This window comes from Micromonospora sp. WMMD1120, assembly GCF_029626235.1.
In the GTDB taxonomy this organism is placed as follows: domain Bacteria; phylum Actinomycetota; class Actinomycetes; order Mycobacteriales; family Micromonosporaceae; genus Micromonospora.
Genome location: NZ_JARUBO010000005.1, coordinates 6656244 through 6680137, shown reverse-complemented (window position 1 = coordinate 6680137; position 23894 = coordinate 6656244). Strand labels below are relative to the sequence as shown.

Below are 23894 nucleotides of genomic sequence, written 5' to 3'. Positions count from 1 at the left end.
ACCCGGTTGCCGCCGGGCGCGGACCATGTCACACCGAGCCACGGATCGAGAACATGACCCACACCTGGATCACCACCCCGATCAGCACCGAGCTTCTGCGCGGCGCGCTCGACCTGCAGCACACCCGGCGCGGTGTGCTGCCGCACCGCCTGCCCGCCTGGGCCCGTGCCCAGTACACCGACGACCAGCTCACGATGGTGGAGTCCCAACCCTCCGGGGTGCGGCTGGCCTTCCGGACCCGCGCCACCTCCGTCGAACTCGACACGCTGCCCACCCGCGTCGTCCACAAGGGCCTGCCGTCCCGCCCCGACGGCGTCTACGACCTGCTCGTCGACGGCCAGCTGACGGACCAGGCCAGTGCCGCCGGCGGCGACACGGAGATCATCGACATGGCAAGCGGGACCACGGAGCGCCGGTCCGGTCCACCCGGCACCGTCCGCTTCACCGGCCTGCCCGACCGGGTGAAGGACATCGAGATCTGGCTGCCGCACCGCGAGACCACCGAACTCGTCGCCCTGCGTACCGACGCTCCGGTGGCGCCCACGCCGCAGCGGGGACGCCGCGTGTGGCTGCACCACGGCAGTTCCATCAGTCAGGGCTCCAACGCCACCAACCCCACCGCCATCTGGCCCGCTGTCGCCGCGTCCCTCGGCGGCGTCGACCTGATCAACCTCGGCTTCGGCGGCAGCGCGATGCTCGACCCGTTCACCGCCCGCACCATGCGGGACACGCCGGCAGACCTCATCAGCGTGAAGATCGGCATCAACCTGGTCAACGCCGACCTGATGCGGCTGCGCGCCTTCACCCCGGCCGTACACGGCTTCCTCGACACCATCCGGGAGGGGCATCCGAGCACGCCGTTGCTCGTCGTGTCACCGATCTACTGCCCCATCCACGAGGACACCCCCGGCCCCGGCACGTTCGACCTCACCGCCCTCGCCGCCGGTCAGGTGAGCTTCCGGGCCACCGGCGACCCGGCGGAACGGGCGAGCGGGAAACTCACCCTCGGCGTCGTCCGCGACGAGTTGGCCCGTATCACCACCCAGCGCGCGGTGGACGATCCGAACCTGCACCACCTCGACGGCCTCGGCCTCTACGGCGAGGCCGACTTCGCCGAGCTGCCGCTGCCCGACCAACTACACCCGGACACCGCCACCCACCTGCGCATCGGTGAACGCTTCGCGCAGCGGGCGTTCCGCGCCGACGGTCCCTTCGTCGAGTACGGCTCCTGACCGGCCAAGCATCGGCCGGTCGCGTTCCACGTCGCCAACAACGTCCTGTTCGGGATCGTCAACACGGTGCTGGCGGACGGCGAGCCCTACGCGATCGACCGGTCCACCGACTCCGGGGACGCGACGGTGCTGATCCTCGGCGCGGTCAACATCGCCATGGTGGTGCTGGTCTGGCTACGCGAACGGCGCCTCCGGCGATGAGCATGCCGATCGGCAGCGCTCCGTCAGCGTCGCGGTGCGACTCCGGCTGGGCCGTAGCGGGCGAGGAAGGTCGCGACGGCGGCATCGGCCGTTGTGGACAGGTCCTCCTGTGGCGCGATCTCGCCCCGCAGGGTCCGGTCGTTGAGGGCCGCGCCGAGCAGCAGCCACGTGAACTGCTGCGCCGCCACGGCCGGGTCGTCCACCCGGAGGCTGCCACGGTCGTGCAGCTCGGCGAGGGCGGCGGCGAGGGCGGCGATGTTGCGGTCCCAACTCTCGCTGGCGTAGCGGGCGGCCACCTCGGGATGCCGGTCGGCCTCGGCCGCGACCAGCCGTCGCATGCGGAGCACGCCGGAGCTCAGCACCGCCGCCTGCAGCGTGCGCCCGAAGCGGCCGAGCGCGGCCGGCAGATCCGGCGCGGCGACCAGCGCGTCGAGGTGCGGTCGCATCGCGTCGCGTCCTCGGCTCGCCCAGTCGGTGACCACCGCGGCGTAGAGGGCGCCCTTCGACGGGTGCTGTGCGTAGAGCGACGCCTTGGAGATGCGGGCCGCGGCGGCGACCGCGTCCATCGTCGTGGCCGCGAAGCCGTGCGTCAGGAACAGTTCGCGTGCGACGCCGAGGAGCTCGGCGCCGCGAGTGCCGCTGGGACGTCCACGCCGACGTGCGGTTGACTCGGTGATGACCATCCTCCAAATTCGGTACTTGACAGTACTTTAATTGCGCTCCTACGCTGTCCGCAATTAGTACCCTGCGGTACTATAAGGGGGTCGGGGTTGTGGTCGTCGTGGGGATCTCGGTCGCGACGCTGGTCGCCGCCATCGTCAGCTTCGCGTTCTACTCGGTCGTGCCCGCGGCGCCCGCCGTGGTGGAAACGGCGCCCACGCGCCCGCAGGCGTGGCAGGTCATCGCCGAGGCGCTGCGGAACGCTGTCACGGCCACGCTGACCGCGGGACTGCTGATCGCCGGGGACTGGTCAGGTCTGGCCGCCGGTGTGCTGCTGGGCCTGGCACTCTGGGCCCTGCCGGTCGTCCTGCTGGCCGGCTCGGTCGTCTGGGAGAACGTGCCGGTCCGCAGCGCGACACTGCACGGCGCCGATTGGCTGATCAAGCTGCTCGCCATCGGCGCCATCGTCGGCGCCTTCGCATGACCTCCTGCCGGCGTCACATCGATCCGGAAGGACCCGACATGGCTCTCGGACCGCTCGACATCACCTTCACCGCCACCCTGGGCAAGATCAGCGAGGGCGACACCTGGACCTGCGTCAAACTGCCTGACTCGGCCGAGATCTTCGGCACCCGGGGCCTCGTCAAGGTCGCCGGCACCGTGGACGGCGTGCCGTTCGAGGGAGCCTTCATGGCGCTCGGTGACGGCACGCACAAGTTGCCCATCAACGGCGCGGTGCGCAGGGCGATCGGCAAGACCGACGGCGACGAGGTGGTCGTACACCTGACGCGACGCCGGAATTAGGAACCTGCCTGCTCGGGCCGCGCCGTGCAGCTGGCCGGCCCCTGGGTCACGGGACCGCCCGCCGACCACGCCGTGCCCTCGCCGTCCTGGGTACTCGCTGCCGCCACGGAGGGGAGCCCCGCCAGGCTCAGCGCGGTACGTCGGAGTCCTGCCGCTGGTAGATGTCGGGGACGCCGTCGGCGTCCGCGTCCGCCTCCTCCACGGCGCACAGCCGCCGGTAGTGGCGGTTGCGGGCGCGCAGCACCACGGTGGCCAGCAGCGCGGCGATCAGCGATCCGGCCAGGATGCCGATGCGGGCGTGCTCGTCCTTCTCGCTGCCGGTGCCGAACGCGAGTTCGCCGATCAGCAGCGACACGGTGAACCCGATGCCGGCCAGTAGCGACAGCCCGAGCACGTCCCACCAGCTCACCTCGTCGCCGAGGGAAGCGCGGGTGACCCGCTGCATCAGCCACGTCGCACCGAGCACGCCGACACACTTGCCGAGAACCAGACCGGCGACGATGCCGATGGTCACCGGGTCCCGCACTGTCGCGCCGAGCCCGCCGGCGCCGGCCAGCGACACCCCGGCGGCGAAGAACGCGAAAACCGGCACCGCCACTCCGGCTGACAGTGGCCGCCACCGGTGTTCGAAATGCTCCGCCAGGCCGGGCCCGGGGCCTTCGGCGCGACGCAGCACCGGCACCATGAACCCGAGCAACACGCCGGCGACGGTGGCGTGGATCCCCGAGGCGTGCACCAGCGCCCAGGTGGCGGCGGCCAGCGGGAGCAGCAACCACCACGACCGCACCCGGCGTTGCACCAGCACCGCGAACCCGGCGAGCGGCACCAGGGCGGCCAGCAGCGGCAGCAGGTGCAGGCTACTGGTGTAGAACACCGCGATGATGACGATGGCGAGAAGGTCGTCGACAACGGCGAGCGTCAACAGGAACGTGCGCAGCGCTGCGGGCAGGTGGGTGGCGATGACCCCGAGCACGGCGAGCGCGAAGGCGATGTCGGTGGCGGTCGGCACCGCCCACCCGGACAACGCCCCGCCGGCCGTGTTCGCGTTGATCGCCGTGTAGATCAGTGCCGGTGCGATCATGCCGCCCAGGGCCGCGGCGACCGGCATGATCGCCCGACGCGGGTCGCGCAGGTCGCCAGCGACGAACTCACGCTTGAGTTCCAGCCCGGCGACGAAGAAGAAGATCGCCAGCAGGCCGTCGGCAGCCCACTGCGCGAGAGTCAGGTCCAGGTGCAGCGCGTGCGGCCCGATCTGCAACGCGCCCAGCTTCTGATAGGCCGACGCCCACGGAGAGTTCGCCCAGACCAGGGCCAGCACTGCCGCGCCCAGCAGCAGCGCCCCGCCAACGGTTTCGGTGCGCAACACGTCACCGATCCGGCGGGTCTCTGGCCAGCTACCACGGCCGAACAGGAAACGAGGCGAACGAGAAGGGGTACCGGACACGAAGCTCCTCAACCAGGCACGACAAGAACATTGCCGACCAGCCTTCCCGGCACACCGGTCATAAACCTACCCTGCCGCACCGACATCGGCATCGCGACCAACCTCACGCCTATTGAGAATCGATCGGTGCTCTGATGGCGTCGGACGGGTCCGCCGCAATTCGGTTCACGCGAGCGGTCGCCGTCACGGCGGCGTCAAAAGTTGGGCTCGGGTCGTAGCGCGTGCGTGAAAACCATCGACGGCGCCGCGCCCCCGGGAGTGACATGGCGACTAGGGCACGAGACACGGGTCCTCACCGTCGCAGGAGGCGCGTGGTGACTGTCGATTCGAGTCCGTCGGCCCCGGCCGGCCGCCAACCGACACCGACCGGTGTCAGTGTCGCGGCAGGTTGGGCGGTGATGATCATCGCGGCTCTGCTCGCGGCTGTGGTGTTCCCGCAGACGGAGCCGATTCCCACGCCGTGGGCTTGACCCTGACGCAGCGTCAACCCTTCATGCTCTCTGCCGTGAGTAATTCGCCAACACCAGCCCAGGTCGAGGAACCCGCGATCCGCGTGCACGGCCTGGAGAAGTCGTTCAAGCAGTTGACGGTCCTGCGCGGGGTGGACATCGACGTGGCGCGGGGCAGCATCTTCGCCCTTCTCGGCTCGAACGGGGCCGGTAAGACCACCGTCGTGAAGATCCTCTCCACGCTGCTCAAGGCCGACGCGGGGACTGCCCGGGTCAACGGTTTCGATGTGCAGACCCAAGCCGCCGACGTCCGTGAGTCGATCAGCCTCACCGGTCAGTTCGCGGCGGTCGACGAGATGCTCAGCGGCCGGGAGAACCTGGTCCTGGTCGCCAGGCTCCGGCACCTCAGGGACGCGCGCGCGGTCGCGGACGACCTCCTGGGGCGCTTCTCGCTGACCGAGGCGGGCAACCGAAGGGTGGCGACGTACTCCGGAGGCATGCGCCGCCGTCTGGACATCGCGATGAGCCTCATCGGGAACCCGCCGGTCGTCTTCCTCGACGAGCCGACGACCGGACTTGACCCGCAGGCGCGCATCGAGGTGTGGCAGGCCGTGAAGGAACTGGCCAAGGGCGGTACGACGGTGCTGCTGACCACCCAGTACCTCGACGAGGCCGAACACCTCGCCGACCGGATCGCGATCCTGCACGAGGGGCGGATCATCGTGAACGGCACCCTCAGCGAGCTGAAGAAACTTCTCCCGCCTGCGAAAGTCGAGTACGTCGAGAAGCAGCCCAGCCTCGAGGACGTCTTCCTCACCCTCGTCGGCGCCCGCACGGACAAGGAACAGTGATGAACAAACACTTTCTCGGCGACACCATGGTTCTCCTGGGGCGTTCGCTGCGGCACATCGCCCGCAGCCCGGACACCATCATCACCACCGCGATCATGCCGATCGCGTTCATGCTGCTGTTCGTCTACGTCTTCGGCGGCGCGATCGAGACCGGCTCCGACTCGTACGTCAACTACCTGCTGCCCGGCATCCTGATCATCACGATCGCCTCGGGCATCTCGTACACGGCCTTCCGGCTCTTCCTGGACATGAAGGGCGGCATCTTCGAGCGTTTCCAGTCCATGCCGATCGCCCGCTCGTCGGTGCTGTGGGCGCACGTGCTGACCTCGCTGGTCGCGAACCTGGTTTCGCTCGTGGTCGTCATCGGCGTCGGCCTGATCATGGGCTTTCGCACGGGGGCGAACGTGGGAGGGTGGCTCGCCGTCGCCGGCATCCTGACCCTCCTCACCCTGGCCCTGACGTGGGTCGCCGTGATTCCCGGCCTCACCGCGAAGACGCCGGACGGCGCGGGCGCGTTCTCCTATCCGCTCATCTTCCTGCCGTTCGTCAGCTCCGCCTTCGTGCCCACCGGGTCGATGCCCGGCCCGGTGCGCGCCTTCGCCGAGCATCAGCCGGTGACCTCGATCGTCAACGCGATCCGGGACCTGTTCGCCCAGCAGCCGGTCGACGCCGACATCTGGACCGCCCTCGCCTGGTGCGTCGGCATCCTCGTCCTGGCCTACCTGTTCGCCGGCCTCACCTACCGGCGCAAGGTCTCCTGAGCCGGTATCGCCCTGACCGGGCAAGACAGGGGGCAGGATCGGAGCATGCTGACGATCAGTCAACTGGCCGCCTACGCCGGTGTCACGGTTCGGGCGGTCCGGCACTACCACCAGGTCGGACTCCTGCCCGAGCCGGATCGGGACGCGTCGGGCTACCGGCGGTACGGCGCGACGGCTGTCGTGTCCCTCATCAAGATCCGCACGCTCGCCGACGCCGGCGTGCCGCTGTCGCAGATCAGTCGGATGCTCGAAGCCGACCCACCAGCCTTTGCCGAGGCGATCCGGACCATCGACGGCCAGCTGCGCGCGGAGATCCAACGGCTGGAGACCAGCCGCTCGCACATCGCGCGGCTGACCGCCGGGCACGGCCTGGCGCTTCCGCAGGAGGTCGTCGCCTATCTCGACCGGCTGCGGGCCGTCGGGGCGTCGCAGCGGATGGTGGAGGCCGAACGGGACGGGTGGATATTGGTCGCGGCGCGCTGGCCGGACCAGATCGCGCAGTGGATGCCCAGCAAGATGGCCGCGCTCGACGATCCGACCGTCGTCCGGCTCTACCGGGTGCTCTCGGAGATCTTCGACGGTGACGAGGAGGACGACCCGCGGCTGGCGGAGGCCGCCGACATCATGGCCTGCCTGGCGGAGCAGGCACACGCCGCCGGCGAGGTCATGCCCGACGGGGAGGATGACGACCATCTCCCGCACGACCTGATCGACGCGCTCGCCGTCGAGTCCGACCCGCGGGTGCGGCGGCTGCGTGAGCTGATGCGCGAGCGTGGCTGGTCCGGTTGGAACCGGATGCAGCGGCTGGCCGAGCCGCCCGAGTAGCCCGCTGCCGTCGCCCGTCGTGCGGAGTGGACGCCGCCCGGTAGTGCCTGGTAGGCACACGGGTGTGCGCATCGTCTCCCTGCTGCCGGCAGCCACGGACATCGTGGCCATGCTCGGCCTGACCGGCCATCTGGTCGGCCGTACCCATGAGTGCGACTGGCCGCCGGGGGAGCTGGCCGACGTCCCGGCGGTGACCGCGACGTCGCTGCCGGAGGCGTTGACGAGCCGGGAGATCTCGGCGGCGATCGCCGGCGACGCGCACCGGGGGTCGTCGTTGTACCAACTCGACGTCGCGGTGCTGGAGGAGCTGAAGCCGGATCTGATCCTGACCCAGGATCTGTGCGACGTGTGTGCGGTCTCCTACGCCCGGGTCAACGACGCCGTCCGACTGATGGACCTTGATGTCAAGGTGCTCTCCCTGGAGGCAAGGACCATCGGCGGGATCTTCGACACCGTCGATGCCGTGGCCGCGCTGACCGGCGCCGAGGAGAGGGCAGCGGAGATCCGCGCCGACGGCGAGCGTCGCCTCGCCGCCCTGCCCGGGCCGGTCGACGGCGCGCCGAGGGTGTTGTTCGTCGAGTGGCTGGACCCGTTGATGCCCGGCGGGCACTGGGTGCCGGAGCAGATCGGCTACGCGGGCGGGCAGTCCCTGCTGCTCGGGCCGGGCGCGCACAGCATCCCGCACCGGTGGTCGGTGGTCGCGGACCTGGCCCCGGACGTGCTGGTGTTCGGGCCGTGCGGGTTCACACCCGAGCGAACCATCGACGAGCTGTCCGTGGCGACCACGCAACCCGGGTGGGCTGACCTGCCCGCGGTGCGCGACGGGCAGGTGTGGGTGGTCGACGGGCCCGCCTACTTCAACCGCCCCGGCCCGAGGGTCGTCGACGGCGCGGAGATCCTCGCCGCGATCCTCGCCGGCCGCCCCGACTCCCGCGCCCGCATGGAACTCCCAGTCCCCACCGGTGTGACGGCCCAGCGGCGTCCGGCGTTTGTGGAGCGCGCACGTCGGGAATGGAACGGGCCATGGCGAATGAGCGAAGCAGGTCGATCGGTCGATACCTCATGCGACTGTCCGGTGGCGTGGCAGTCATCTTCGGTCTCCTGATGTTGTTCACCGCGTTGTCCCAGGGCGACACCATCGGGCTGGTGCTCGGCGCCGTCCTCGTCGGTGGCGGCGCGTTCCTGCTCACCCGCTCGGGCGCGAGCGGCGGGGTGCGGAAGGTGGGCGCCGGCCGGACGAGCTGATCGTCGCGGGGCCGTCGCGGCTGCGCCGGCATCCACCCTGATGACTCGTCACGGGTGGCGCCGGTGCCAGCGCGCCGATCCTGGTCACGGTCCGCAGCGCGGCCGAGGAGTTCGGCCGCCGCCGGGCAGAACGGCAAACACGCGGCCGGCGGTTCCGGGTGTGGTCGGGGAGAATCGACTGATGTTTGTCATCAGGGAGCGGTTCTTCTCCATCGGCGACGACTTCGACGTGCTCGACGAGCACGGCACCAAGGTCTTCCACGTCGACGGCAAGGTGCTCAGCGTCCGCAACAGGGTCGTCATCGAGGACGCCTCCGGCCAGGAGGTCGCCACGGTGCACCGGCACCTGGTGGCGTTGCGTCCCACGTACGAGATCCGAATCGGCGGCGAGAAGGCGGCGGAGGTCCGCAAGAAGCTGCTCACGCCGTTCCGGGACAGGTTCACCATCGACGTGCCCGGCCCCGACGACCTGGAGATGAAGGGCAACCTGCTCGACCACGAGTACGTGATCGAGCGCGACGGCACCGAGGTGGCGGCGGTCTCCAAGCGGTGGTTGTCGATCCGGGACACCTATGCCGTGCGGGTCACCGCCGGCGTCGACCCGCTGCTCATCATCGGTAGCGTCCTCGCGCTCGACCTGGCCATGAACCGGGACAAGAAGAAGGACGACGAGGACTGACCCGGGCGCGGCGCCGTCCGGGGCCAAGCGGCCACCGAACCCATGGCGGCTGGGTGCCCTTGCGGAAGTTCGTGTCCATGGTGCTCTTCTCCCGCGTGGTCAACGGCCCGTGCCGGCCAACCGGGACGGCGGGTTGGTGGGCAGTCAGTCGTACCGGGCGGTGAGGCCGGGGACGCCGTCGGGGCCTGGTTGGCCACGACTTGTCAGCATCGATTCGACAGGTGGTGCTGATCCGGTCAACACCGCCGGCCGACACGGCGTTGTCGTATGCTTCTGATCGGCCCGCCCTCACGGTTCCAGTGAGGAGCGGTCATGCCCTTGAAACACCTGTCGACAGTGTCGCTCAGCGCATGTCTGGCGGTCGCGCTGAGCGTTCCGCTGGCCTCGGTGCCGGCCTCGGCCCACCCACACGGCACCCACGGTGGAAGTCTGGTGCTGGTCGGTGGCGGGCTCGCCGACGACAACGCCGCGATCTACGGCGACATCGTCCGACTGGCCGGCGGCACCGGCAAGGCCCGGATCGGGATCTTCACCGCGGCGGCGCCGGTGCCGGCCGAGGACCCGGACGCGAACACCGGGAACTGCAACAACAGCGTCTGCAACGGCGACTACTACGCCACCCTGTTCCGCTCGTACGGGGTCGCCGACGCGCAGTGGATCCCGATCGACCTGGACCGGCCCGGGGCGGCCGAGGATCCGGTCGTGGTCGAGCAGATCAACTCGATGACCGGCTTCTTCTTCGGCGGCGGCGACCAGTACCGCTACGTCACCACCATGACCCGGGGAGAGGCGCAGCGGGACACCGCGGCGCTCGCCGCGGTGCGGCGCAAGCTGCGGGGCGGCGCGGTGGTGGCCGGTACCAGCGCGGGAGCGCAGATCATGGCCGGTCGAGACATGATCACTGGCGGGTCGACCGAGCCGGGCCTGCGCGATGGGTCCCGGCCCGGTTACTTCGACGACCCGAGCGTCCTCGCCTACCTGCCCCGGGGCGGCTTCGGGTTCTTCACCGAGGGTCTGCTCGACACCCACTTCTCCCGTCGGGGCCGGGAGGCGCGGTCGATCCGGTTGGCGGCGGACACCGGACACCGGCGGGTCTTCGGGCTGGACGAGGACACCGCGCTGGAGGTGACCGGCGTCGGCACCCGGCACCTGTCGCTGCGGGTGCTGGGCGCGCGTGGGGTGAGCGTGCTCGACCTGCGCCGGTCCCGGGTGACCGACACGCGGGTCTGGGGGATCGAAGGGGTTCGGTGGAGCCGGCTGACCACGGGCGACCGGTACCGGGCCGAGCGCTGGCAGCCGGTCGTCGCGCCCGGCAAGCAGCCGGTGCGTGCCGCCGCCGGCCCCTGCCCCGTCGCAGCGTCGGACGACGTCTTCTACAACTACGAGATGGTCGGCCTGGCCGAGGGCCTGGTCGCCAACCGGGACTGTGATTCGGTCTCCGGCACCTCGTACGAGAACAGTCCGCGGTTCGAGGCGCGGTTGGCCCGTGGCAGGGACCTCGCCGGCTGGCGGGCCGGTGACGTCACCTCGTTCACCGGCGTGGTGGTCGGTATCGGCGCGGCCTGACCCGTGCCGGCTCGCCGGACCCCGGGGCATCCAGGTGCCTCGGGGCGACGGCGTGCGCCACCACCCCGGCCGCCCGGTCTGTCGGCGCAGCGGTCGACGGCGGTGTAACAGAACATACTTATTGAGCAATGACGGCGATGGATGTAATTTCTGTTTCATCGTTTCGTGGCCCCTCGGAGGTGCCCATGTTCCAACACCCCAATCCCATCCGCGTCCGGCTCGCGGTGCTCACCGCCACGGTGACAGTGCTGACCCTGGCCCCGATCGGGGTGACCGCGGCGCAAGCCCAGGTCACCCGGGTCCGGCAGGGCAGCTCGGCGGACGTCAGCCGGGCCGGTTGGTCCGGGCCCGCGTTCACCATGAACGGCTCGGGCGGCATCATCACCGCGACCATGAACAAGGCGATCGGCGCGATCCGCGGCGGTTCCGGCTCCATCGACGTCGTCGTCATCGCCGGCTCTGGAAGCGGCACCCCGGAATGCGACGTGATCAGCGGCCTGAGCGGGGTCAACTCATGCACCACCCTCACCCTCACCGCGGCCAGCGACGGTAACAACAGTCAGGTCAACACCGACGTCCGCAACGCCGAGTTCGTGTACTTCGCCGGCGGTGACCAGTGCCGCTACGTGGCCTGGAAGGGCACCGCGCTGGAAGCCTCCGTCGAGTCGGTGGTGGCCAAGGGTGGCGGCGTCGGCGGCGGCAGCGCCGGGCACCACGTCAACAGCGACATCGTGTACGACGCCTGCGGCGGCAGCGCCACCTCGGACATCGCGCTCGACGACCCGTACGACTCCTCGTTGACGTTCACCACCGGGATGTTCCGCTGGCCGAACTACGCCAACACCATCAACGACTCGCACTTCGTCACCCGGGACCGGATGGGTCGGCTCATGGCGTTCGTGGCTCGTGCCGTCCAGGACGGCCGCAGCAGCGGGGGCAGGGCGTGGGGTGTCGGGGTGGAGGAGGGCGCCTCGCTCTTCATCGACCGCAACGGCCTGGCCACCCTCACCGGGCCCAGCGCGTACGTGGTGCTCGGCGACCACCAGCCTGAGGTGGCCGCCCCGGGGCGGCCGTTGACCTACGCCAACTTCAAGATCTGGAAGCTGACCACCGGTCAGACCTACGATTTCGCCAACCGCCCCACCTGCGGTTACTACCTGAAGAGCGTGACCAACGGGGTGCCCAGCAGCAGCCTCTACAGTGGCACCCCGGTGACCGACTGCGGCACTGCGCCGCCCGGCGGCGGGTCCGGCTACCCCGAGAGGGAGCCGAACGACTCACGCGCCGAGGCCAACGACGTGCGGGCTCTCGGCTATCCGTTGACCATCACCGGAGACATGAAGAGTGGCAGTGACCGGGACTACTTCGCCGTCATCCTGGCCAGTGGGCAGACGTTGACGGTGACCTGCGCGGTGCCCGGCGCGTACGACGCCGACCTCTACCTGCTCAGCTCGACCGGAAGCACGCTGGCCCGGTCGACAAACGACGGCGCGGGCGCCGACGAGTCGGCGTCCACGAGCCGCACCGCGTCCGGCTCGGCGACCTACTACGTCGACCTGGAGGCGTACTCCGGCTCGGGTGGAACCGACTACAGCTGCGCGCTCGCCAGGTCGTAGGGCGGTTCGTCCGACGTGACGGTGACGCTCGGCTGCCGAGGGTCACCGTCACGTCGCGGCACCGGGTGAGAGGTCGTCGCCCGTTAGGCTCGGCTGCGTGTCGACATCCGATCAGCGGGCCGAGGTGACCGAGGCGGGCGACCACCTGGGCGGTCCCGCGCCGGACGAGCCGCGTGGGGTGGGTGTCGCCGCCCTGGTCCGGCAGCGCGTGGGTGAGTGCAGCCCGGCTGAACGGAAGGTCGCGCGTGCCCTGCTCGCCGACTATCCGGCCGCCGGGCTCGGCACCGTGGCGACGCTGGCCGAACGCGCCGAGGTGAGCGCGCCGACGGTGCTGCGTTTCCTGGGTCGGCTCGGTTTCGGCGGCTACCCGGAGTTCCAGCGGGCGTTGCGCGACGAGCTGACCGAGCGGGAGACCTCGCCGCTGACCGCGTACCGGGCGGCGGAGCGGGCCAGCTATCCGTCGACGGGCGCGCTGGCCCGCGCGGCGGACAGCCTGCCCGAGGCGGTCGCCCGCACCCTCGTCGAGCTGCCGCAGGGCGAACTGGACGCCGCGGCCCGACTCATCGCCGACCAGCAGCTACGGGTCACCGCGGCCGGCGGCCGGTTCTCCGGGCTGCTCGCCCACTACCTGGTGCTGCATCTGATGCAGGTGCGCGGGGCCAGCCGGCTGTTGCCGGTCAGCCCGGTGGAGCGCACCGACATGCTGGTCGACGTGGGTCGGCGGGACCTGGTGGTCCTCTTCGACTTCCGTCGCTACGAGGAGCCGACCCTGGCGTTGGCCCGGGAGGTGACGGCACGCGGCGCGCGGGTGGTGCTGTTCACGGACCGGTGGCTCTCCCCGGTGGCCGGTCTGGCCGAGGTGGTGCTGCCCGGTCGGGTCGAATCACCGTCGCTGTATGACAGCTTCGTGCCGGCGTTGGCGCTGGTGGAGACGGTGGTGGCGGCGGTGGTCGATCGACTCGGGCCGGTCGCTGGCACCCGTCTGAAGGCGATGGAGCAGGCGCAGCAGGAGTTCCACACCGGTTGATTCTCGTTACAGAAAACTGTAACCCCACAGAAATCGTAATGTGCGTTACAGTCCGGGTGCTGGTTCGTCGGGCACCCGGAAGGACCCCCCATGCGTACCCGTCAGTTCACCCTGGCCACCCTGGCCGCGACTCTCCTCGCCGCCACCGTCGGTTGCGGCGGCACCACCGCTGCCGGCTCCGGTGGCGAGGCGTCCACCGTCACCGTCACCGTCGAGGGCGTCGGCCCGATCGGCACCAACGCCGACCTCGCCCGGAAGGTCCCTGCCGACCTGCGCGGCCGGGGTGCGGTCACGGTCGCCACCAACGCTCCGTACGAGCCGTTCATCGACTTCAAGCAGGAGGGCCGGACCGACGAGTTCACGGGTCTGGACCACGACCTGTTCCTCGCCGCATCCGCCCGACTCGGCCTCAAGGCCACCTTCACCCAACAACCCTTCGACGGCCTGGTGCCCGGCCTGCAGGCCGGCAAGTACGACGCCATCGCCGGCGGCATCACCGACAAGAAGGAACGGCAACAGGTCGCCACCTTCGTCGACTACTCCGCCTCCGGCACCGGCTTCCTCGTGCGTACCGGCAACCCGCTCGGCATCAAGGCCGTCGCCGACCTGTGCGGCCGCAAGGTCGCCGTACAGAAGGCGAGCAATCAGGCGAAGAACCTGGCTGCGTACTCGACGGCCAGCTGCGCCGGCAAGGCCGTCGAGGTCAGGGAATACCCGGAGAACCCGCAGGCGGTGCAGGCGTTGATCGCCGGCAACGTGGAGGTGGTCGCCGCCACGAAGGTCAACCTGGTGGACACCGCTGACACGCTGGCCGGCAAGGCCGACCTGGTGGAGGACCCGAGCGCACCCAACGGCTGGCTGGCCAGCCCGAACGGGTTCGGCTTCCGCAAGGGCGAGAAGGACGTCGCCGAGGCGTACCGGGCCGCCGTGCAGTCGCTGATCGACGACGGAACGTACGCCAAGATCCTCAGCCGGTGGAAGCAGAGCCCGATCGCCGTCAAGCAGGCCACGATCGACCAGGCCATCGACTGATCCCGGCGGAGGCGACCCCCTGAACCGCGGTCGCCGGGTGCCCCTTTCGACACCGTGAGGGCGGGCCCGGAAGGCACCCGGCGACCGCCCACCGTCTTCCCAGGAGACTCCGACATGAGCGACGTCGAGGCCGTGCGGGTGGTCCCCGTACGGCACTACGGACGCTGGCTGACCGCGCTGCTCGTGGTCGGCCTGGCGGCCCTGTTCCTCCGGGCGCTGCTGGACAGCCCCAACCTCGAACCCGGCACCATCGGCGACTACCTGTTCAAGGACTACATCCTCGAGGGCGTGGTCACCACGCTCTGGCTCACCGTGCTGGCGATGGTGCTGGGCACAGCCGGTGGTGTCCTGCTCGCCGTGCTGCGGCTGTCGCCCAACCCCGTGCTGCGCGGCGTCTCCTGGGCCTTCGTCTGGGTCTTCCGCGGCACACCCCTGCTCGTCCAGATCATCTTCTTCGGGTTCCTCGGCGCGCTCTTCCCCCGGCTGACGTTGAGCGTGCCGTTCACCGGAACCGTCCTGTTCGACCAGCCGACCAGCGTCGTGATCACCGGCACGGTAGCCGCCGTCCTGGCGCTGTCGCTCAACGAGATGGCGTACGCCTGCGAGGTCATCCGGGGCGGCATCCTGGCCGTCGACCAGGGCCAGACCGAGGCGGCCGCGGCGCTCGGCATGAGCCCCACGCTCACCCTGCGCCGGGTGGTGCTGCCCCAGGCGATGCGGGTGATCATCCCACCGATGGGCAACGAGACGATCACCATGCTCAAATCCACCGCACTGGTCTCGATCATCGCCGGGCGGGACCTGATGACCGCCGTGCAGACCGTCTACCAGGGCAACTACAAGGTGATCCCGCTGCTGACGGTCGCCGCCATCTGGTACCTGGCGCTGGTGAGCCTGCTCTCCGCTGGGCAGTGGGCGATCGAACGGCGGTTCGGCCGCGGCTTCAGCAGGGGAGGAGTGCGATGACGGCCGTCGAACGTCCCGGCGTCGGGCCCGCGACGACCACAGCGGTGCCGGCAATGGTCCGGGCCGAGGCGGTCACCAAACGGTTCGGCCCGCTCGAGGTGCTCAGCGGCATCGACCTCGCGATCGCACCCGGCGAGGTGTCCTGCCTGCTCGGCCCCTCGGGCTCCGGCAAGTCCACCTTCCTGCGCTGCGTCAACCACCTTGAACGCATCGACGGCGGTCAGCTCTGGGTTGACGGCGAGCTGGTCGGCTACCGCCGCAGCGGCGAGAAGCTGTACGAGCTGAAACCCCGCGAGGTCGCCCGCCGTCGGCGGGACATCGGGATGGTGTTCCAGCGGTTCAACCTCTTTCCACACCTGACCGCCCTGGGCAACGTGATCGAGGCGCCGATCCGGGTGCTCGGCACCGCCCCCGAGGCGGCCCGCGCCGAAGCCGTCCGGCTGTTGGAGCGGGTCGGACTGGCGCAGAAGGCGGGGGCGTACCCGGGGCAGCTCTCCGGCGGGCAGCAGCAGCGGGTGGCGATCGCCCGGGCGCTGGCCATGCATCCGAAGCTGATGCTCTTCGACGAGCCCACCTCGGCGCTCGATCCCGAACTCGTGGGTGACGTGTTGGAGGTGATGAAGGGCCTCGCCGTCGACGGTATGACAATGGTCGTGGTGACCCATGAGATGGGCTTCGCCCGGGAGGTGGCCGACTCGGTCGCCTTCCTCGACGGCGGTGTGGTCGTGGAGTCCGGTCCACCGGCGGAGGTGCTGAGCAACCCCCGGCACGACCGCACCCGTGCCTTCCTGGACAAGGTGCTCTGATGGACCTGCTCATTGCCGCCGCCGGCGACCGGCTCACGACCTATGAGAAGCGGCTGGCCGAACTGGTCGGCATCGACTCCGGGTCCGGTCAGGTCGACGGGCTGCGCGCCGCCGCCGATCTCGTCCAGACCTGGTGCCTGGCCGCCGGCCTGGCGGTCGAGCGGACACCCGTCGTCGACCCGACGGGCACACCGCTGGGTGACGTGCTGACCGCCCGCCGCCGGGGCCGCGGCACCCGCCGGATCCTGCTCGCGGGCCACCTGGACACGGTGTTCCCGCCCGGCACGGCCGCCGCCCGCCCGTTCCGTGTGCGAGACGGGCGGGCGTACGGCCCGGGGGTGAGCGACGACAAGGGCGGCGTCCTGGCCGGGCTGGCCGCGATCGAGGTCCTGACCGGGCTTGGTCTGGCCGAGTACGGCGAGCTGATCCTGGTCTGCACCCCGGACGAGGAGATCGGCTCGCCCGGCAGCCGGGCCCTCCTTCGGGGCCTCGGATCGCAGGTGGACTTCGCGCTCTGTCTGGAGTGCGCGCGGGACAACGGCGACCTGGTCTCCGCGCGCAAGGGTGTCGCGGAGCTGGAGGTCACCCTGCACGGCCGCGCCGCACACGCCGGCATCGAGCCGGAGCGCGGCGCCAACGCGTTGCTCGCGGCGGCCCGGCTGACCGTCGCGCTGGACGCCCTCAACGGCCGCTGGGCCGGGGTGACGGTCAACGTCGGGCACCTGCGGGCAGGAGACCGACCCAACGTGATCGCCGATCGCGCCCGGATGCTGGTCGACCTGCGGGCCTGGCGCACCGGCGAGTACGAGGCCGCCCTGGCCGAGATCCGTCGGCTGGCGGCGGCACCGATCGTCGCCGGGGTCCGCGCCGAACTGGTCGTGCACGCGCCGACCCCACCCTGGGAGCCGAACCCCACCAGCCGTTGGCTCACCGAGCTGGCCGCGAAGGTCGGCGCGGCGCTGGGCATCCCGCTGTCGCACACCGCCACCGGTGGGGGTGCCGACGCGAATCTGCTGGCCGAGGCGGGTGCGGCAGTGCTGGACGGGCTGGGCCCGGTCGGCGGCGCCGACCACAGCCCGTCGGAGTGGCTGGACCTCGATACGGTGGTCCCGCGTACCGCCCTGCTCGCCGGACTGATCGACCAGGCCAGCCGGGCCGGCGGACCCTTCTGACGCCGGACGCGGGCGGCGGCGCCGAACAACGCCGACGTCGACGCGCCCGCGTGGACCGATGAGCTTTTCGGACCGCGCCCGTCTGTACCTGTGATCGACTCACAGGAGGCTGACATGACGCGGAAACTGATTTTCGGCATGAACGTGACACTGGACGGCTACATCGCCGCGCCCGGTGACCTCGGCTGGAGTGGGGGTGAGGGTCCGGACTCGTCGTCGGGCGACGAGCTGTTCCAGTGGTGGTCCGACCGGGTGGGGGCGACGAGCCTCGCGCTGTACGGGCGCAAGCTGTGGGAGACGATGAGTTCCCACTGGCCGACCGCCGACCAGCGGCCCGGCGCCACACCGGCGGAGATCGAGTTCGCCGGCCGCTGGCGGGACATGCCGAAGGTGGTGTTCTCCTCGACGCCCAGATCTGTCGACTGGAACACCCGGCTGGTCACCGGCGACCCGGTCAGCGAGATCACCCGGCTCAGGGCCGAGGACGGCGGCCCGATGGACATCGTCGGGGCGACGCTCGCCGGAGCGGCAATGCGGGCCGGGTTGATCGACGAGTACGTCCTGGTCACCTACCCGGTCCTGGTGGGCGGCGGCACGCCGTTCTTCAGCACGCTGGACACCTGGGTGAAACTGAGACTCGTGGAGACGAGGACGTTCCCCGGCGGGGTGGTGCTGACCCGGTACGAGACGAGGCGCTGAACCGTCGACGCCGCCCCGCCCGTGGTGTGGGCGGGGCGGCGTTGCTGCTGACCGGACCGGTCCGGTCACAGGGTCGGGGGCAGGTCCAGCCATGGTTTGCCGGCCGCGTCGAACCCGGTGAGCTCGGCGATCCTGCCGTCGACGACGTGCAGGACGGCGATGGTGAACAACCGGTACGTCGGGTCGTCGGGGGTGCGGCGGTAGAGCGCGGCGGCGGGCATCCGGTTGACAGTCGTGGCGACGCCGCGCCAGTCGTCGAAGCCGCGCCCGAACAGCCCGTTGGAGACCCAGCCGTCCACCGCGTCCTTGGCCGTGACGAGCCAGGCGCCCGGTTCGGACAGCATCGCGAAGCGCAGGTCATCGCGGAGCAGGGCCGTCAGCCCGTCGAGGTCGTTGCGCTCATGGGCCCGCATGTACGACTTCACCACGGCGCGCTCGTCGTTCGACAGTTCGTGCGTCGCCGGGCTGCGCCAGTCGAGGCGGCGGTCGGGCAGCCGCTCGCGCATCGTCACGCGCGCCCGCTGTAGTGCGCTGGTCACCGATGCGACGGTCAGCCCGAGGGTGTCGGCCGCCGTCGACGCCGGCCAGCCGAGCACGTCACGCAGGATGAACGCCGCCCGCTGCCGGGGCGGCAGGTGCTGGACGGCGACGATGAAGGCCAACTCGATCGTCTCGCGGGCCACCACCGATTCCTGCGGGTCCTCCGGGAGCATCCGGTCCGGGTAGGGCTGCAGGTATCGCACCTCCCACTCCACTCCCGGCAGCTCGGCGGTTATCGGGCTGCGGTCGGTGCGCTTCGCCAGGAAGTCGAGGCAGGCGTTCGTCGCGATCCGGTACAGCCAGGTCCGCAGGGCCGCGTGGCCCTTGAAGGACTCCCGCTTGTGCCACGCTCGCAGGAACGTCTCCTGCGTCATGTCCTGGGCGTCCTCGTAGTTCGCGAGCATCCGGTAGCAGTGCACCTGCAACTCACGCCGGTGACGTTCGGTGAATCGTGCGAACCGCGCCGGGTCGCCGGAGCGGACCGCCGCGAGGAACGTGGCCTCGTCGGCGCCCAGCGGTCTAGCGTCGGTCATGGTCATGGATCCTTCCATCGGGAGCGTGGGGGCCACCAGGACTGACGGCGCGGCGGCATTTTTCTGATCGGTGCGGCCGCCCCGCCGTGCTCGGCAAGCGCGCAGACCACCGAGAGCCGAACCGTTCCACCCGCGCGGCCGTACCCGTTCAGCGTGCCCGACCGTCTCGTTGTCGACCCGACCTATGCCGAGCTGCGCGAGACCGAGCCGATGACCCGGGTGCGACTGCCCTACGGCGAGGAGGCGTGGCTCGCCACCCGGTACGACGACGTCCGTACCGTCCTCGGCGACGTGCGGTTCGGCCGTGCGCCGGCCGTCCAGCGCGACGAGCCCCGGCTGACGCCGCGCCAGCAGTACAGCGGCATGCTGACCCTGGACCCACCCGAGCACACCCGGCTGCGCCGGTTGGTGGCGAAGGCGTTCACGGCACGCCGGGTGGAGGCGCTGCGCCCCCGCACCCAGGAGATCGCCGACGCGCTGGTCGACGACATGGTGCGGCTCGGTCCTCCGGCCGACCTGGTGGAGCACGTCGCCACGCCGCTGCCGATCCAGGTGATCTGCGAGCTGCTCGGGGTTCCGTACGCCGATCGCGACCGCTTCCACGTCTGGTCCGAGGCGATCGTCTCGACCACCTCCCTGCCGGTGGAGACGATCCAGGAGTACCTGGACAGTCTCTGGGGCTACATCGCTGCCCTGGTCGCCGAGCGCCGCCGCGAGCCCGGGATCGACGACCTGCTCGGCGCGCTGGTGCGGGCCCGGGACGAGAACCAGGACCGGCTCAGCGAGACCGAATTGGTGGAGCTGGCCGGAGGGCTGCTCGCGGCCGGCCACGAGACCACGGTGACCCAGATCCCCAACTTCGTCTACGTCCTGCTGCACAACCCCGACCAACTCGCTCGGCTGCGGGCCGATCCGTCGCTGGTGCCGGCCGCGGTCGAGGAGCTGCTGCGGTACGTGCCGCTCGGCGTCGGTTCCTCGTTCGCCCGGTACGCCAAGGAGGACGTCGAGGTCGGCGGGGTGCTGGTCCGGGCCGGTGAGCCGGTTCTCGGCTCACTGTCGTCGGCGAATCGGGACGGTACGGTCTTCGCCGACCCGGACCGGTTGGATTTCGATCGCGCCCAGAACCCCCATATGGGGTTCGGGCACGGCGTCCACCACTGCGTCGGCGCGCAGTTGGCCCGCATGGAGTTGCAGGTCGCCGTCGGCACCCTGGTGACCCGCCTGCCCGGGCTGCGGCTCGCCGTACCGGAAACCGAGCTGGAGTGGAAACGCGGCATGTTGGTGCGGGGCCTGCTCGGTATGCCGGTGACCTGGTGAGCACCGCGTGGCGGGTCGGGGTGGACTCGCGCCGGTGCATCGGCACGAGCATCTGCGCCGGCACCGCGCCCGAGCACTTCCGCCTTGTCGACGGCCGGTCCGCGCCGCTGGTCGACGTCGTCGATGCGGCCGATGTCGTTCTCGACGCCGCCGACTCGTGCCCGGTGGAGGCGATCACGGTGCGCGATGCCACCGACGGTCGTCTGATCGCTCCGCAGGAGTGACGCGACAGCGCCGGTCAGCAGGTCCCGGGCCGGGGGCAAGCGCTCACGGCATCGTGAAGTCGGCGAAGTCGAAGCCCGGTGCCACCACACAACTGACGAGAACGTGCTTGTCGCCCGCCGGTCTCGCGGACTGCCACTCGCCCCCCGGGACCAGGATCTGCGGGCGTTCGGCGCTCAGGATCGTCGGCGGGTTGTCCCGACCGACCGTCAACGCCAACGGCCCACCCGAGTGCCAGAACCAGAGCTCGTCCGACCGTACGGTGTGCCAGGCCGACGAGTCACCCGGTTCGAGCAGGAAGAGGATCGCGGTCGCGGCGGCACGACTGCCCGGGTAGCCGGCGGGCTCGAACGCGACGGCGGACCGGTAGGTCTCCCTGAACCAACCACCCTCGGGATGCGGGCGCAGGTCGAACTGTTCGGCGAGAGGCGGACGTACGCTCATGACGGCCACTGTAGTGACCGACGAGCGCCTGCCCGAGCTACCGGGACGTCCGGTTCCCGGTCCAGGCCGCCTCGAGGATCGCGGTCAGGCTGGCGGTGTCGGTCGGGCCCGGGTGGTTCTGGATGAGGCGGGTGACACCGCTGGCCATCTCCGCGAAGCGGGGCAGGTCCCCGCGTGCCACGCCGATGTCCGCCAGGGTGGGTGGGATGCCGATGTCGGCGAGCAGCCCGTCGAGCCAGGTGAGGAACATGTCCGTGGCCTCGGCGTCGGAGGCGTCGGTCACGTCGAGCCCACACGCCCGGGCGAGGATGGCCAACCGGTCGCTGATGGCGTCCCTGGCCGCGTCCAGCGCGTACGGCAGGAGCAGCCCGACGCCCAGGCCGTGCGGCGTGTGCGTGGCCGCGCCGATCGGGTACTGGAGGGCGTGCGGGGCGGCGTTGCCCGCGTGGGAGAAGGCGATCCCGGCGAGCATCGACCCGTACGACATGTCCGCGCGGGCCTCCGTGTCGCCTCCGTCGCGGACGGCACGACGCAGACCACGGGCGATCCGCTCCGCGGCCAGCAGCGCGTAGTGGTCGGTGATCGGGTTGCGGCCGAGGAACACCTGCTCCACCGGGTCGCGTGGTCCGTGCGGCCGGGGTCGCGCGGTGTAGCTCTCCACGGCGTGACAGAACGCGTCGATGCCGGAGTGGGCGGTGACCGTCGCTGGGCAGCTGTAGGTGAGTTCGGGGTCGACGATGGCGAAGTCGGGCACGATGTGGACGCTGGAAACCCCCACCTTCAGCGCGCGGTCCGGGTCGGTCAGCACCGACACGGGTGTCAGCTCTGAGCCGGTGCCGGAGGTGGTCGGGACCGCGACGAGAGGCAACGTCGGCCCCGGCACCCTCGACTCGCCGTAGAAGTCGCGCGGCGTCCCCCCGTGCCGCCGGATCACACCGACGATCTTCGCGAGGTCGATCACCGTGCCGCCACCGATGGCGAGGATCACGTCGGCGTCCACGGCGGCGGCGGCCGAGACGGCCACCGCGACATCGCTCAGTGGCACGTCCGCCGTCGCGTCGGAGAACACCTCGACGGCGCTGACCCTCTCCCGTACGGCGGCGACGATCTCGGCCACGCCGGGCTGCCCCAGGAGGACCTTGTCTGTCACGACGAGGACGCGCGAGCCGCTCTCGGCCACCACCCGGGGGATGTTCTGCGCCACGCCCTCACCCACGATGAGCTGGCGTGGTCCGCGCACGGTCTCAAGCATGTCGGTGCCTCTTTCGGAACGTCGGCGGTGATCTGCTGGGCGGGTGCCCGGAGCAACAGGCCGGTCACGGCAGGTCGATCGCCGCGTAGGTGAGGTCGAGGTACTCGAGGATGCCCTCGTGCGACCCCTCCTTGCCGATCCCGGACTGCTTGACGCCCCCGAACGGGGCCGACGGGTCCGAGATCAGACCACGGTTGACGCCGACCATGCCGGTGGCCAGCCCCTCGGTGAACCGGAGCGCCCTGCGGAGGTCGCTGGTGAAGACGTATCCGACCAGGCCGTGCTCGGTGTCGTTGGCCTTCGCCAGCACCTCGTCGTCGGACGTGAACGAGATGATCGGCGCCACCGGGCCGAAGATCTCCGCCTTCAGCAGCCGCGCGTCGTCGGGCACGTCGACCAGGACGGTGGGTGGATAGAAGTGGCCCGGCCCGTCCGGACGCTCGCCACCGACCAGGACCCGGGCGCCGCGATCGACGGCGTCGGCGACCAGCCCGTCGATGGTGGCGACCGATGCCTCGTCGATCAGCGCGCCGACGTCCACGCCGTCGTCGAGGCCGTGCCCCACCGAGAGCGCGCCCATCCGCTCGGCGAAACGCGCCGTGAACTCCTCGCGCACCGGCTCCTCGACGTAGATCCGGTTGGCCGCGATGCAGGACTCCCCGATGTTGCGCATCTTGGCCACCATGGCGCCGTCGACAGCGCCGTCCAGGTCGGCGTCCGCGCAGACGATCAGGGCCGCGTTGCCGCCCAACTCCATCGAGGTACGCAGCACGTTGTCCGCGGCCTGACGCAGCAGCACGCGCCCGACCTCGGTCGAGCCGGTGAACGAGAGCTTGCGGGTCCGGGCGTCAGCCAGCAGCGCGGAGACCACGGCGCCGGAACGCTTTGTGGTCACCACGTTGACGACGCCAGCGGGGACGCCGACCTCCTCCATGATGCGGGCCAGGAGCAGCATGGTGAGGGGCGTCTGACCCGCTGGCTTGGTGATCGTCGTACAGCCCGCCGCCAACGCCGGGGCGATCTTGCGGGCGCCCATGGCCAGCGGGAAGTTCCAGGGCGTCACGAACACGCACGGTCCGACCGGCTTCGGCACGGTGAGGATGCGGTAGCCACCTGCCGGAGCGACGCTGTAACGCCCCTCGACACGCACCGCCTCCTCGGCGAACCACCGGAAGAACTCGGCGCCGTAGGCGACCTCCGCCCGAGCCTCGGCGAGCGGCTTGCCCATCTCAAGCGTGATCAGCCGGGCGACGTCCTCGGATCGCTCGGTCAGTGCCCGGTACGTGGCGGTCAACAGCTCGGACCGCCGTCGCGGCGGGGTCGCCGCCCACTCCGCCATCGCCCGGCTCGCCGCGTCCAGAGCGGCGAGCCCGTCGACGACGTCGGCGTCCGCCACCTCGGCGATGGTCTTGCCGGTGGCCGGGTCCTCGACGGCGAAGGTGGCGCCGCTCGCGGCGGCGCGCCACGCGTCGCCGATCCGGAGCCGCCGGTGCTCGGGCGCCAGGACGTTCATCGGGTCACTCATCGCGTCGCCTCCTGTGATCGTCGTGG

The 23894-nt window shown here is 70.7% G+C and carries 26 protein-coding genes; 20 read left to right on the top strand and 6 right to left on the bottom strand.

Annotated features, from left to right (window positions below; all coding sequences use genetic code 11):
- Positions 1 to 53: 53 nt before the first annotated feature.
- Complete coding sequence (locus O7634_RS29825) at positions 54 to 1232, top strand: SGNH/GDSL hydrolase family protein (RefSeq protein ID WP_278153466.1); 1179 nt, start codon at positions 54 to 56, stop codon at positions 1230 to 1232.
- A gap of 66 nt (positions 1233 to 1298) precedes the next feature.
- On the top strand, positions 1299 to 1433 hold the full coding sequence (locus O7634_RS29820) for a hypothetical protein (protein ID WP_278153465.1): 135 nt from the start codon (positions 1299 to 1301) through the stop codon (positions 1431 to 1433).
- A 23-nt stretch (positions 1434 to 1456) separates the two neighbouring features.
- Here O7634_RS29820 and O7634_RS29815 read toward each other — a convergent pair whose 3' ends face one another.
- A complete protein-coding gene (locus O7634_RS29815; protein WP_278153464.1) occupies positions 1457 to 2116 on the bottom strand; it encodes a TetR/AcrR family transcriptional regulator in 660 nt (219 codons plus the stop codon).
- A gap of 98 nt (positions 2117 to 2214) precedes the next feature.
- On the opposite strand from O7634_RS29815, the gene O7634_RS29810 reads away from it, so the two are divergent.
- Together O7634_RS29810 and O7634_RS29805 are read left to right on the top strand one after the other, a co-directional pair.
- Complete coding sequence (locus O7634_RS29810) at positions 2215 to 2577, top strand: DUF1761 domain-containing protein (protein ID WP_278153463.1); 363 nt, start codon at positions 2215 to 2217, stop codon at positions 2575 to 2577.
- 38 nt (positions 2578 to 2615) lie between these two features.
- Positions 2616 to 2897 carry a DUF1905 domain-containing protein gene (locus tag O7634_RS29805; protein ID WP_278153462.1) on the top strand — a complete coding sequence of 94 codons (282 nt, stop codon included), beginning with the start codon at positions 2616 to 2618 and terminating at the stop codon, positions 2895 to 2897.
- Between the two features lie 127 nt (positions 2898 to 3024).
- Here the strand turns inward: O7634_RS29805 and nhaA are convergent, their stop codons facing one another.
- On the bottom strand, positions 3025 to 4341 hold the full coding sequence (nhaA, locus tag O7634_RS29800) for a Na+/H+ antiporter NhaA (RefSeq protein ID WP_278153461.1): 1317 nt from the start codon (positions 4339 to 4341) through the stop codon (positions 3025 to 3027).
- 505 nt (positions 4342 to 4846) lie between these two features.
- On the opposite strand from nhaA, the gene O7634_RS29795 reads away from it, so the two are divergent.
- The 14 genes from O7634_RS29795 (at position 4847) to O7634_RS29730 (ending at position 18035) form a co-directional block, all read left to right on the top strand.
- A complete protein-coding gene (locus O7634_RS29795) occupies positions 4847 to 5641 on the top strand; it encodes an ATP-binding cassette domain-containing protein (RefSeq protein ID WP_278153460.1) in 795 nt (264 codons plus the stop codon).
- Positions 5641 to 6402 (top strand): ABC transporter permease, encoded by a 762-nt coding sequence (locus tag O7634_RS29790; protein WP_278153459.1) that lies wholly within the window; start codon positions 5641 to 5643, stop codon positions 6400 to 6402. The genes O7634_RS29795 and O7634_RS29790 overlap by 1 nt, the downstream gene beginning before the upstream one ends.
- A gap of 45 nt (positions 6403 to 6447) precedes the next feature.
- Positions 6448 to 7227, top strand: a complete 780-nt coding sequence (locus tag O7634_RS29785) for a MerR family transcriptional regulator (protein WP_278153458.1) — start codon at positions 6448 to 6450, stop codon at positions 7225 to 7227.
- Positions 7228 to 7291: 64 nt separating this feature from the next.
- Positions 7292 to 8332 carry a cobalamin-binding protein gene (locus tag O7634_RS29780; RefSeq protein WP_278153457.1) on the top strand — a complete coding sequence of 347 codons (1041 nt, stop codon included), beginning with the start codon at positions 7292 to 7294 and terminating at the stop codon, positions 8330 to 8332.
- Positions 8308 to 8472: a hypothetical protein gene (locus O7634_RS29775; RefSeq protein WP_278153456.1), complete on the top strand. Its 165-nt coding sequence runs from the start codon at positions 8308 to 8310 to the stop codon at positions 8470 to 8472. Before O7634_RS29780 ends, O7634_RS29775 begins: the two co-directional genes overlap by 25 nt.
- A gap of 181 nt (positions 8473 to 8653) precedes the next feature.
- On the top strand, positions 8654 to 9151 hold the full coding sequence (locus tag O7634_RS29770; RefSeq protein WP_278153455.1) for an LURP-one-related family protein: 498 nt from the start codon (positions 8654 to 8656) through the stop codon (positions 9149 to 9151).
- A 312-nt stretch (positions 9152 to 9463) separates the two neighbouring features.
- Positions 9464 to 10717, top strand: coding sequence for a cyanophycinase (locus O7634_RS29765; RefSeq protein WP_278153454.1), 1254 nt, complete (start codon positions 9464 to 9466; stop codon positions 10715 to 10717).
- Between the two features lie 185 nt (positions 10718 to 10902).
- Positions 10903 to 12333 (top strand): hypothetical protein, encoded by a 1431-nt coding sequence (locus O7634_RS29760; protein WP_278153453.1) that lies wholly within the window; start codon positions 10903 to 10905, stop codon positions 12331 to 12333.
- A 97-nt stretch (positions 12334 to 12430) separates the two neighbouring features.
- Positions 12431 to 13360 carry a MurR/RpiR family transcriptional regulator gene (locus O7634_RS29755; protein ID WP_278153452.1) on the top strand — a complete coding sequence of 310 codons (930 nt, stop codon included), beginning with the start codon at positions 12431 to 12433 and terminating at the stop codon, positions 13358 to 13360.
- Between the two features lie 90 nt (positions 13361 to 13450).
- Complete coding sequence (locus O7634_RS29750) at positions 13451 to 14392, top strand: ABC transporter substrate-binding protein (protein WP_278153451.1); 942 nt, start codon at positions 13451 to 13453, stop codon at positions 14390 to 14392.
- 114 nt (positions 14393 to 14506) lie between these two features.
- Positions 14507 to 15358, top strand: coding sequence for an amino acid ABC transporter permease (locus O7634_RS29745; protein WP_278153450.1), 852 nt, complete (start codon positions 14507 to 14509; stop codon positions 15356 to 15358).
- Positions 15355 to 16164, top strand: a complete 810-nt coding sequence (locus tag O7634_RS29740) for an amino acid ABC transporter ATP-binding protein (RefSeq protein ID WP_278153449.1) — start codon at positions 15355 to 15357, stop codon at positions 16162 to 16164. The genes O7634_RS29745 and O7634_RS29740 overlap by 4 nt, the downstream gene beginning before the upstream one ends.
- On the top strand, positions 16164 to 17336 hold the full coding sequence (locus O7634_RS29735) for a M20 family metallopeptidase (protein WP_278153448.1): 1173 nt from the start codon (positions 16164 to 16166) through the stop codon (positions 17334 to 17336). The genes O7634_RS29740 and O7634_RS29735 overlap by 1 nt, the downstream gene beginning before the upstream one ends.
- A gap of 114 nt (positions 17337 to 17450) precedes the next feature.
- On the top strand, positions 17451 to 18035 hold the full coding sequence (locus tag O7634_RS29730; protein ID WP_278153447.1) for a dihydrofolate reductase family protein: 585 nt from the start codon (positions 17451 to 17453) through the stop codon (positions 18033 to 18035).
- Between the two features lie 65 nt (positions 18036 to 18100).
- Here the strand turns inward: O7634_RS29730 and O7634_RS29725 are convergent, their stop codons facing one another.
- Entirely contained in the window at positions 18101 to 19108 is a 1008-nt protein-coding gene (locus O7634_RS29725; RefSeq protein WP_278153446.1) for an RNA polymerase subunit sigma-70, read from the bottom strand.
- Between the two features lie 153 nt (positions 19109 to 19261).
- On the opposite strand from O7634_RS29725, the gene O7634_RS29720 reads away from it, so the two are divergent.
- Positions 19262 to 20425 carry a cytochrome P450 gene (locus tag O7634_RS29720; RefSeq protein WP_278153445.1) on the top strand — a complete coding sequence of 388 codons (1164 nt, stop codon included), beginning with the start codon at positions 19262 to 19264 and terminating at the stop codon, positions 20423 to 20425.
- A complete protein-coding gene (locus O7634_RS29715; RefSeq protein WP_278153444.1) occupies positions 20422 to 20649 on the top strand; it encodes a ferredoxin in 228 nt (75 codons plus the stop codon). The genes O7634_RS29720 and O7634_RS29715 overlap by 4 nt, the downstream gene beginning before the upstream one ends.
- 43 nt (positions 20650 to 20692) lie before the next feature.
- Here O7634_RS29715 and O7634_RS29710 read toward each other — a convergent pair whose 3' ends face one another.
- The 3 genes from O7634_RS29710 to O7634_RS29700 form a co-directional block, all read right to left on the bottom strand.
- Positions 20693 to 21091, bottom strand: coding sequence for a cupin domain-containing protein (locus O7634_RS29710; RefSeq protein WP_278153443.1), 399 nt, complete (start codon positions 21089 to 21091; stop codon positions 20693 to 20695).
- 37 nt (positions 21092 to 21128) lie between these two features.
- Complete coding sequence (locus tag O7634_RS29705) at positions 21129 to 22331, bottom strand: iron-containing alcohol dehydrogenase (protein WP_278153442.1); 1203 nt, start codon at positions 22329 to 22331, stop codon at positions 21129 to 21131.
- Between the two features lie 76 nt (positions 22332 to 22407).
- Positions 22408 to 23868 (bottom strand): NAD-dependent succinate-semialdehyde dehydrogenase, encoded by a 1461-nt coding sequence (locus O7634_RS29700; protein WP_278153441.1) that lies wholly within the window; start codon positions 23866 to 23868, stop codon positions 22408 to 22410.
- Positions 23869 to 23894: the final 26 nt, after the last annotated feature.

Coding starts and splice junctions, on each gene's coding strand:
- O7634_RS29825 (WP_278153466.1), top strand. CDS start 54: ATGACCCACACCTGGATCACCACCCCGATCAGCACCGAGCTTCTGCGC.
- O7634_RS29815 (WP_278153464.1), bottom strand. CDS start 2,116: ATGGTCATCACCGAGTCAACCGCACGTCGGCGTGGACGTCCCAGCGGC.
- O7634_RS29805 (WP_278153462.1), top strand. CDS start 2,616: ATGGCTCTCGGACCGCTCGACATCACCTTCACCGCCACCCTGGGCAAG.
- O7634_RS29790 (WP_278153459.1), top strand. CDS start 5,641: ATGAACAAACACTTTCTCGGCGACACCATGGTTCTCCTGGGGCGTTCG.
- O7634_RS29785 (WP_278153458.1), top strand. CDS start 6,448: ATGCTGACGATCAGTCAACTGGCCGCCTACGCCGGTGTCACGGTTCGG.
- O7634_RS29770 (WP_278153455.1), top strand. CDS start 8,654: ATGTTTGTCATCAGGGAGCGGTTCTTCTCCATCGGCGACGACTTCGAC.
- O7634_RS29765 (WP_278153454.1), top strand. CDS start 9,464: ATGCCCTTGAAACACCTGTCGACAGTGTCGCTCAGCGCATGTCTGGCG.
- O7634_RS29760 (WP_278153453.1), top strand. CDS start 10,903: ATGTTCCAACACCCCAATCCCATCCGCGTCCGGCTCGCGGTGCTCACC.
- O7634_RS29750 (WP_278153451.1), top strand. CDS start 13,451: ATGCGTACCCGTCAGTTCACCCTGGCCACCCTGGCCGCGACTCTCCTC.
- O7634_RS29745 (WP_278153450.1), top strand. CDS start 14,507: ATGAGCGACGTCGAGGCCGTGCGGGTGGTCCCCGTACGGCACTACGGA.
- O7634_RS29740 (WP_278153449.1), top strand. CDS start 15,355: ATGACGGCCGTCGAACGTCCCGGCGTCGGGCCCGCGACGACCACAGCG.
- O7634_RS29735 (WP_278153448.1), top strand. CDS start 16,164: ATGGACCTGCTCATTGCCGCCGCCGGCGACCGGCTCACGACCTATGAG.
- O7634_RS29730 (WP_278153447.1), top strand. CDS start 17,451: ATGACGCGGAAACTGATTTTCGGCATGAACGTGACACTGGACGGCTAC.
- O7634_RS29725 (WP_278153446.1), bottom strand. CDS start 19,108: ATGACCGACGCTAGACCGCTGGGCGCCGACGAGGCCACGTTCCTCGCG.
- O7634_RS29710 (WP_278153443.1), bottom strand. CDS start 21,091: ATGAGCGTACGTCCGCCTCTCGCCGAACAGTTCGACCTGCGCCCGCAT.
- O7634_RS29700 (WP_278153441.1), bottom strand. CDS start 23,868: ATGAGTGACCCGATGAACGTCCTGGCGCCCGAGCACCGGCGGCTCCGG.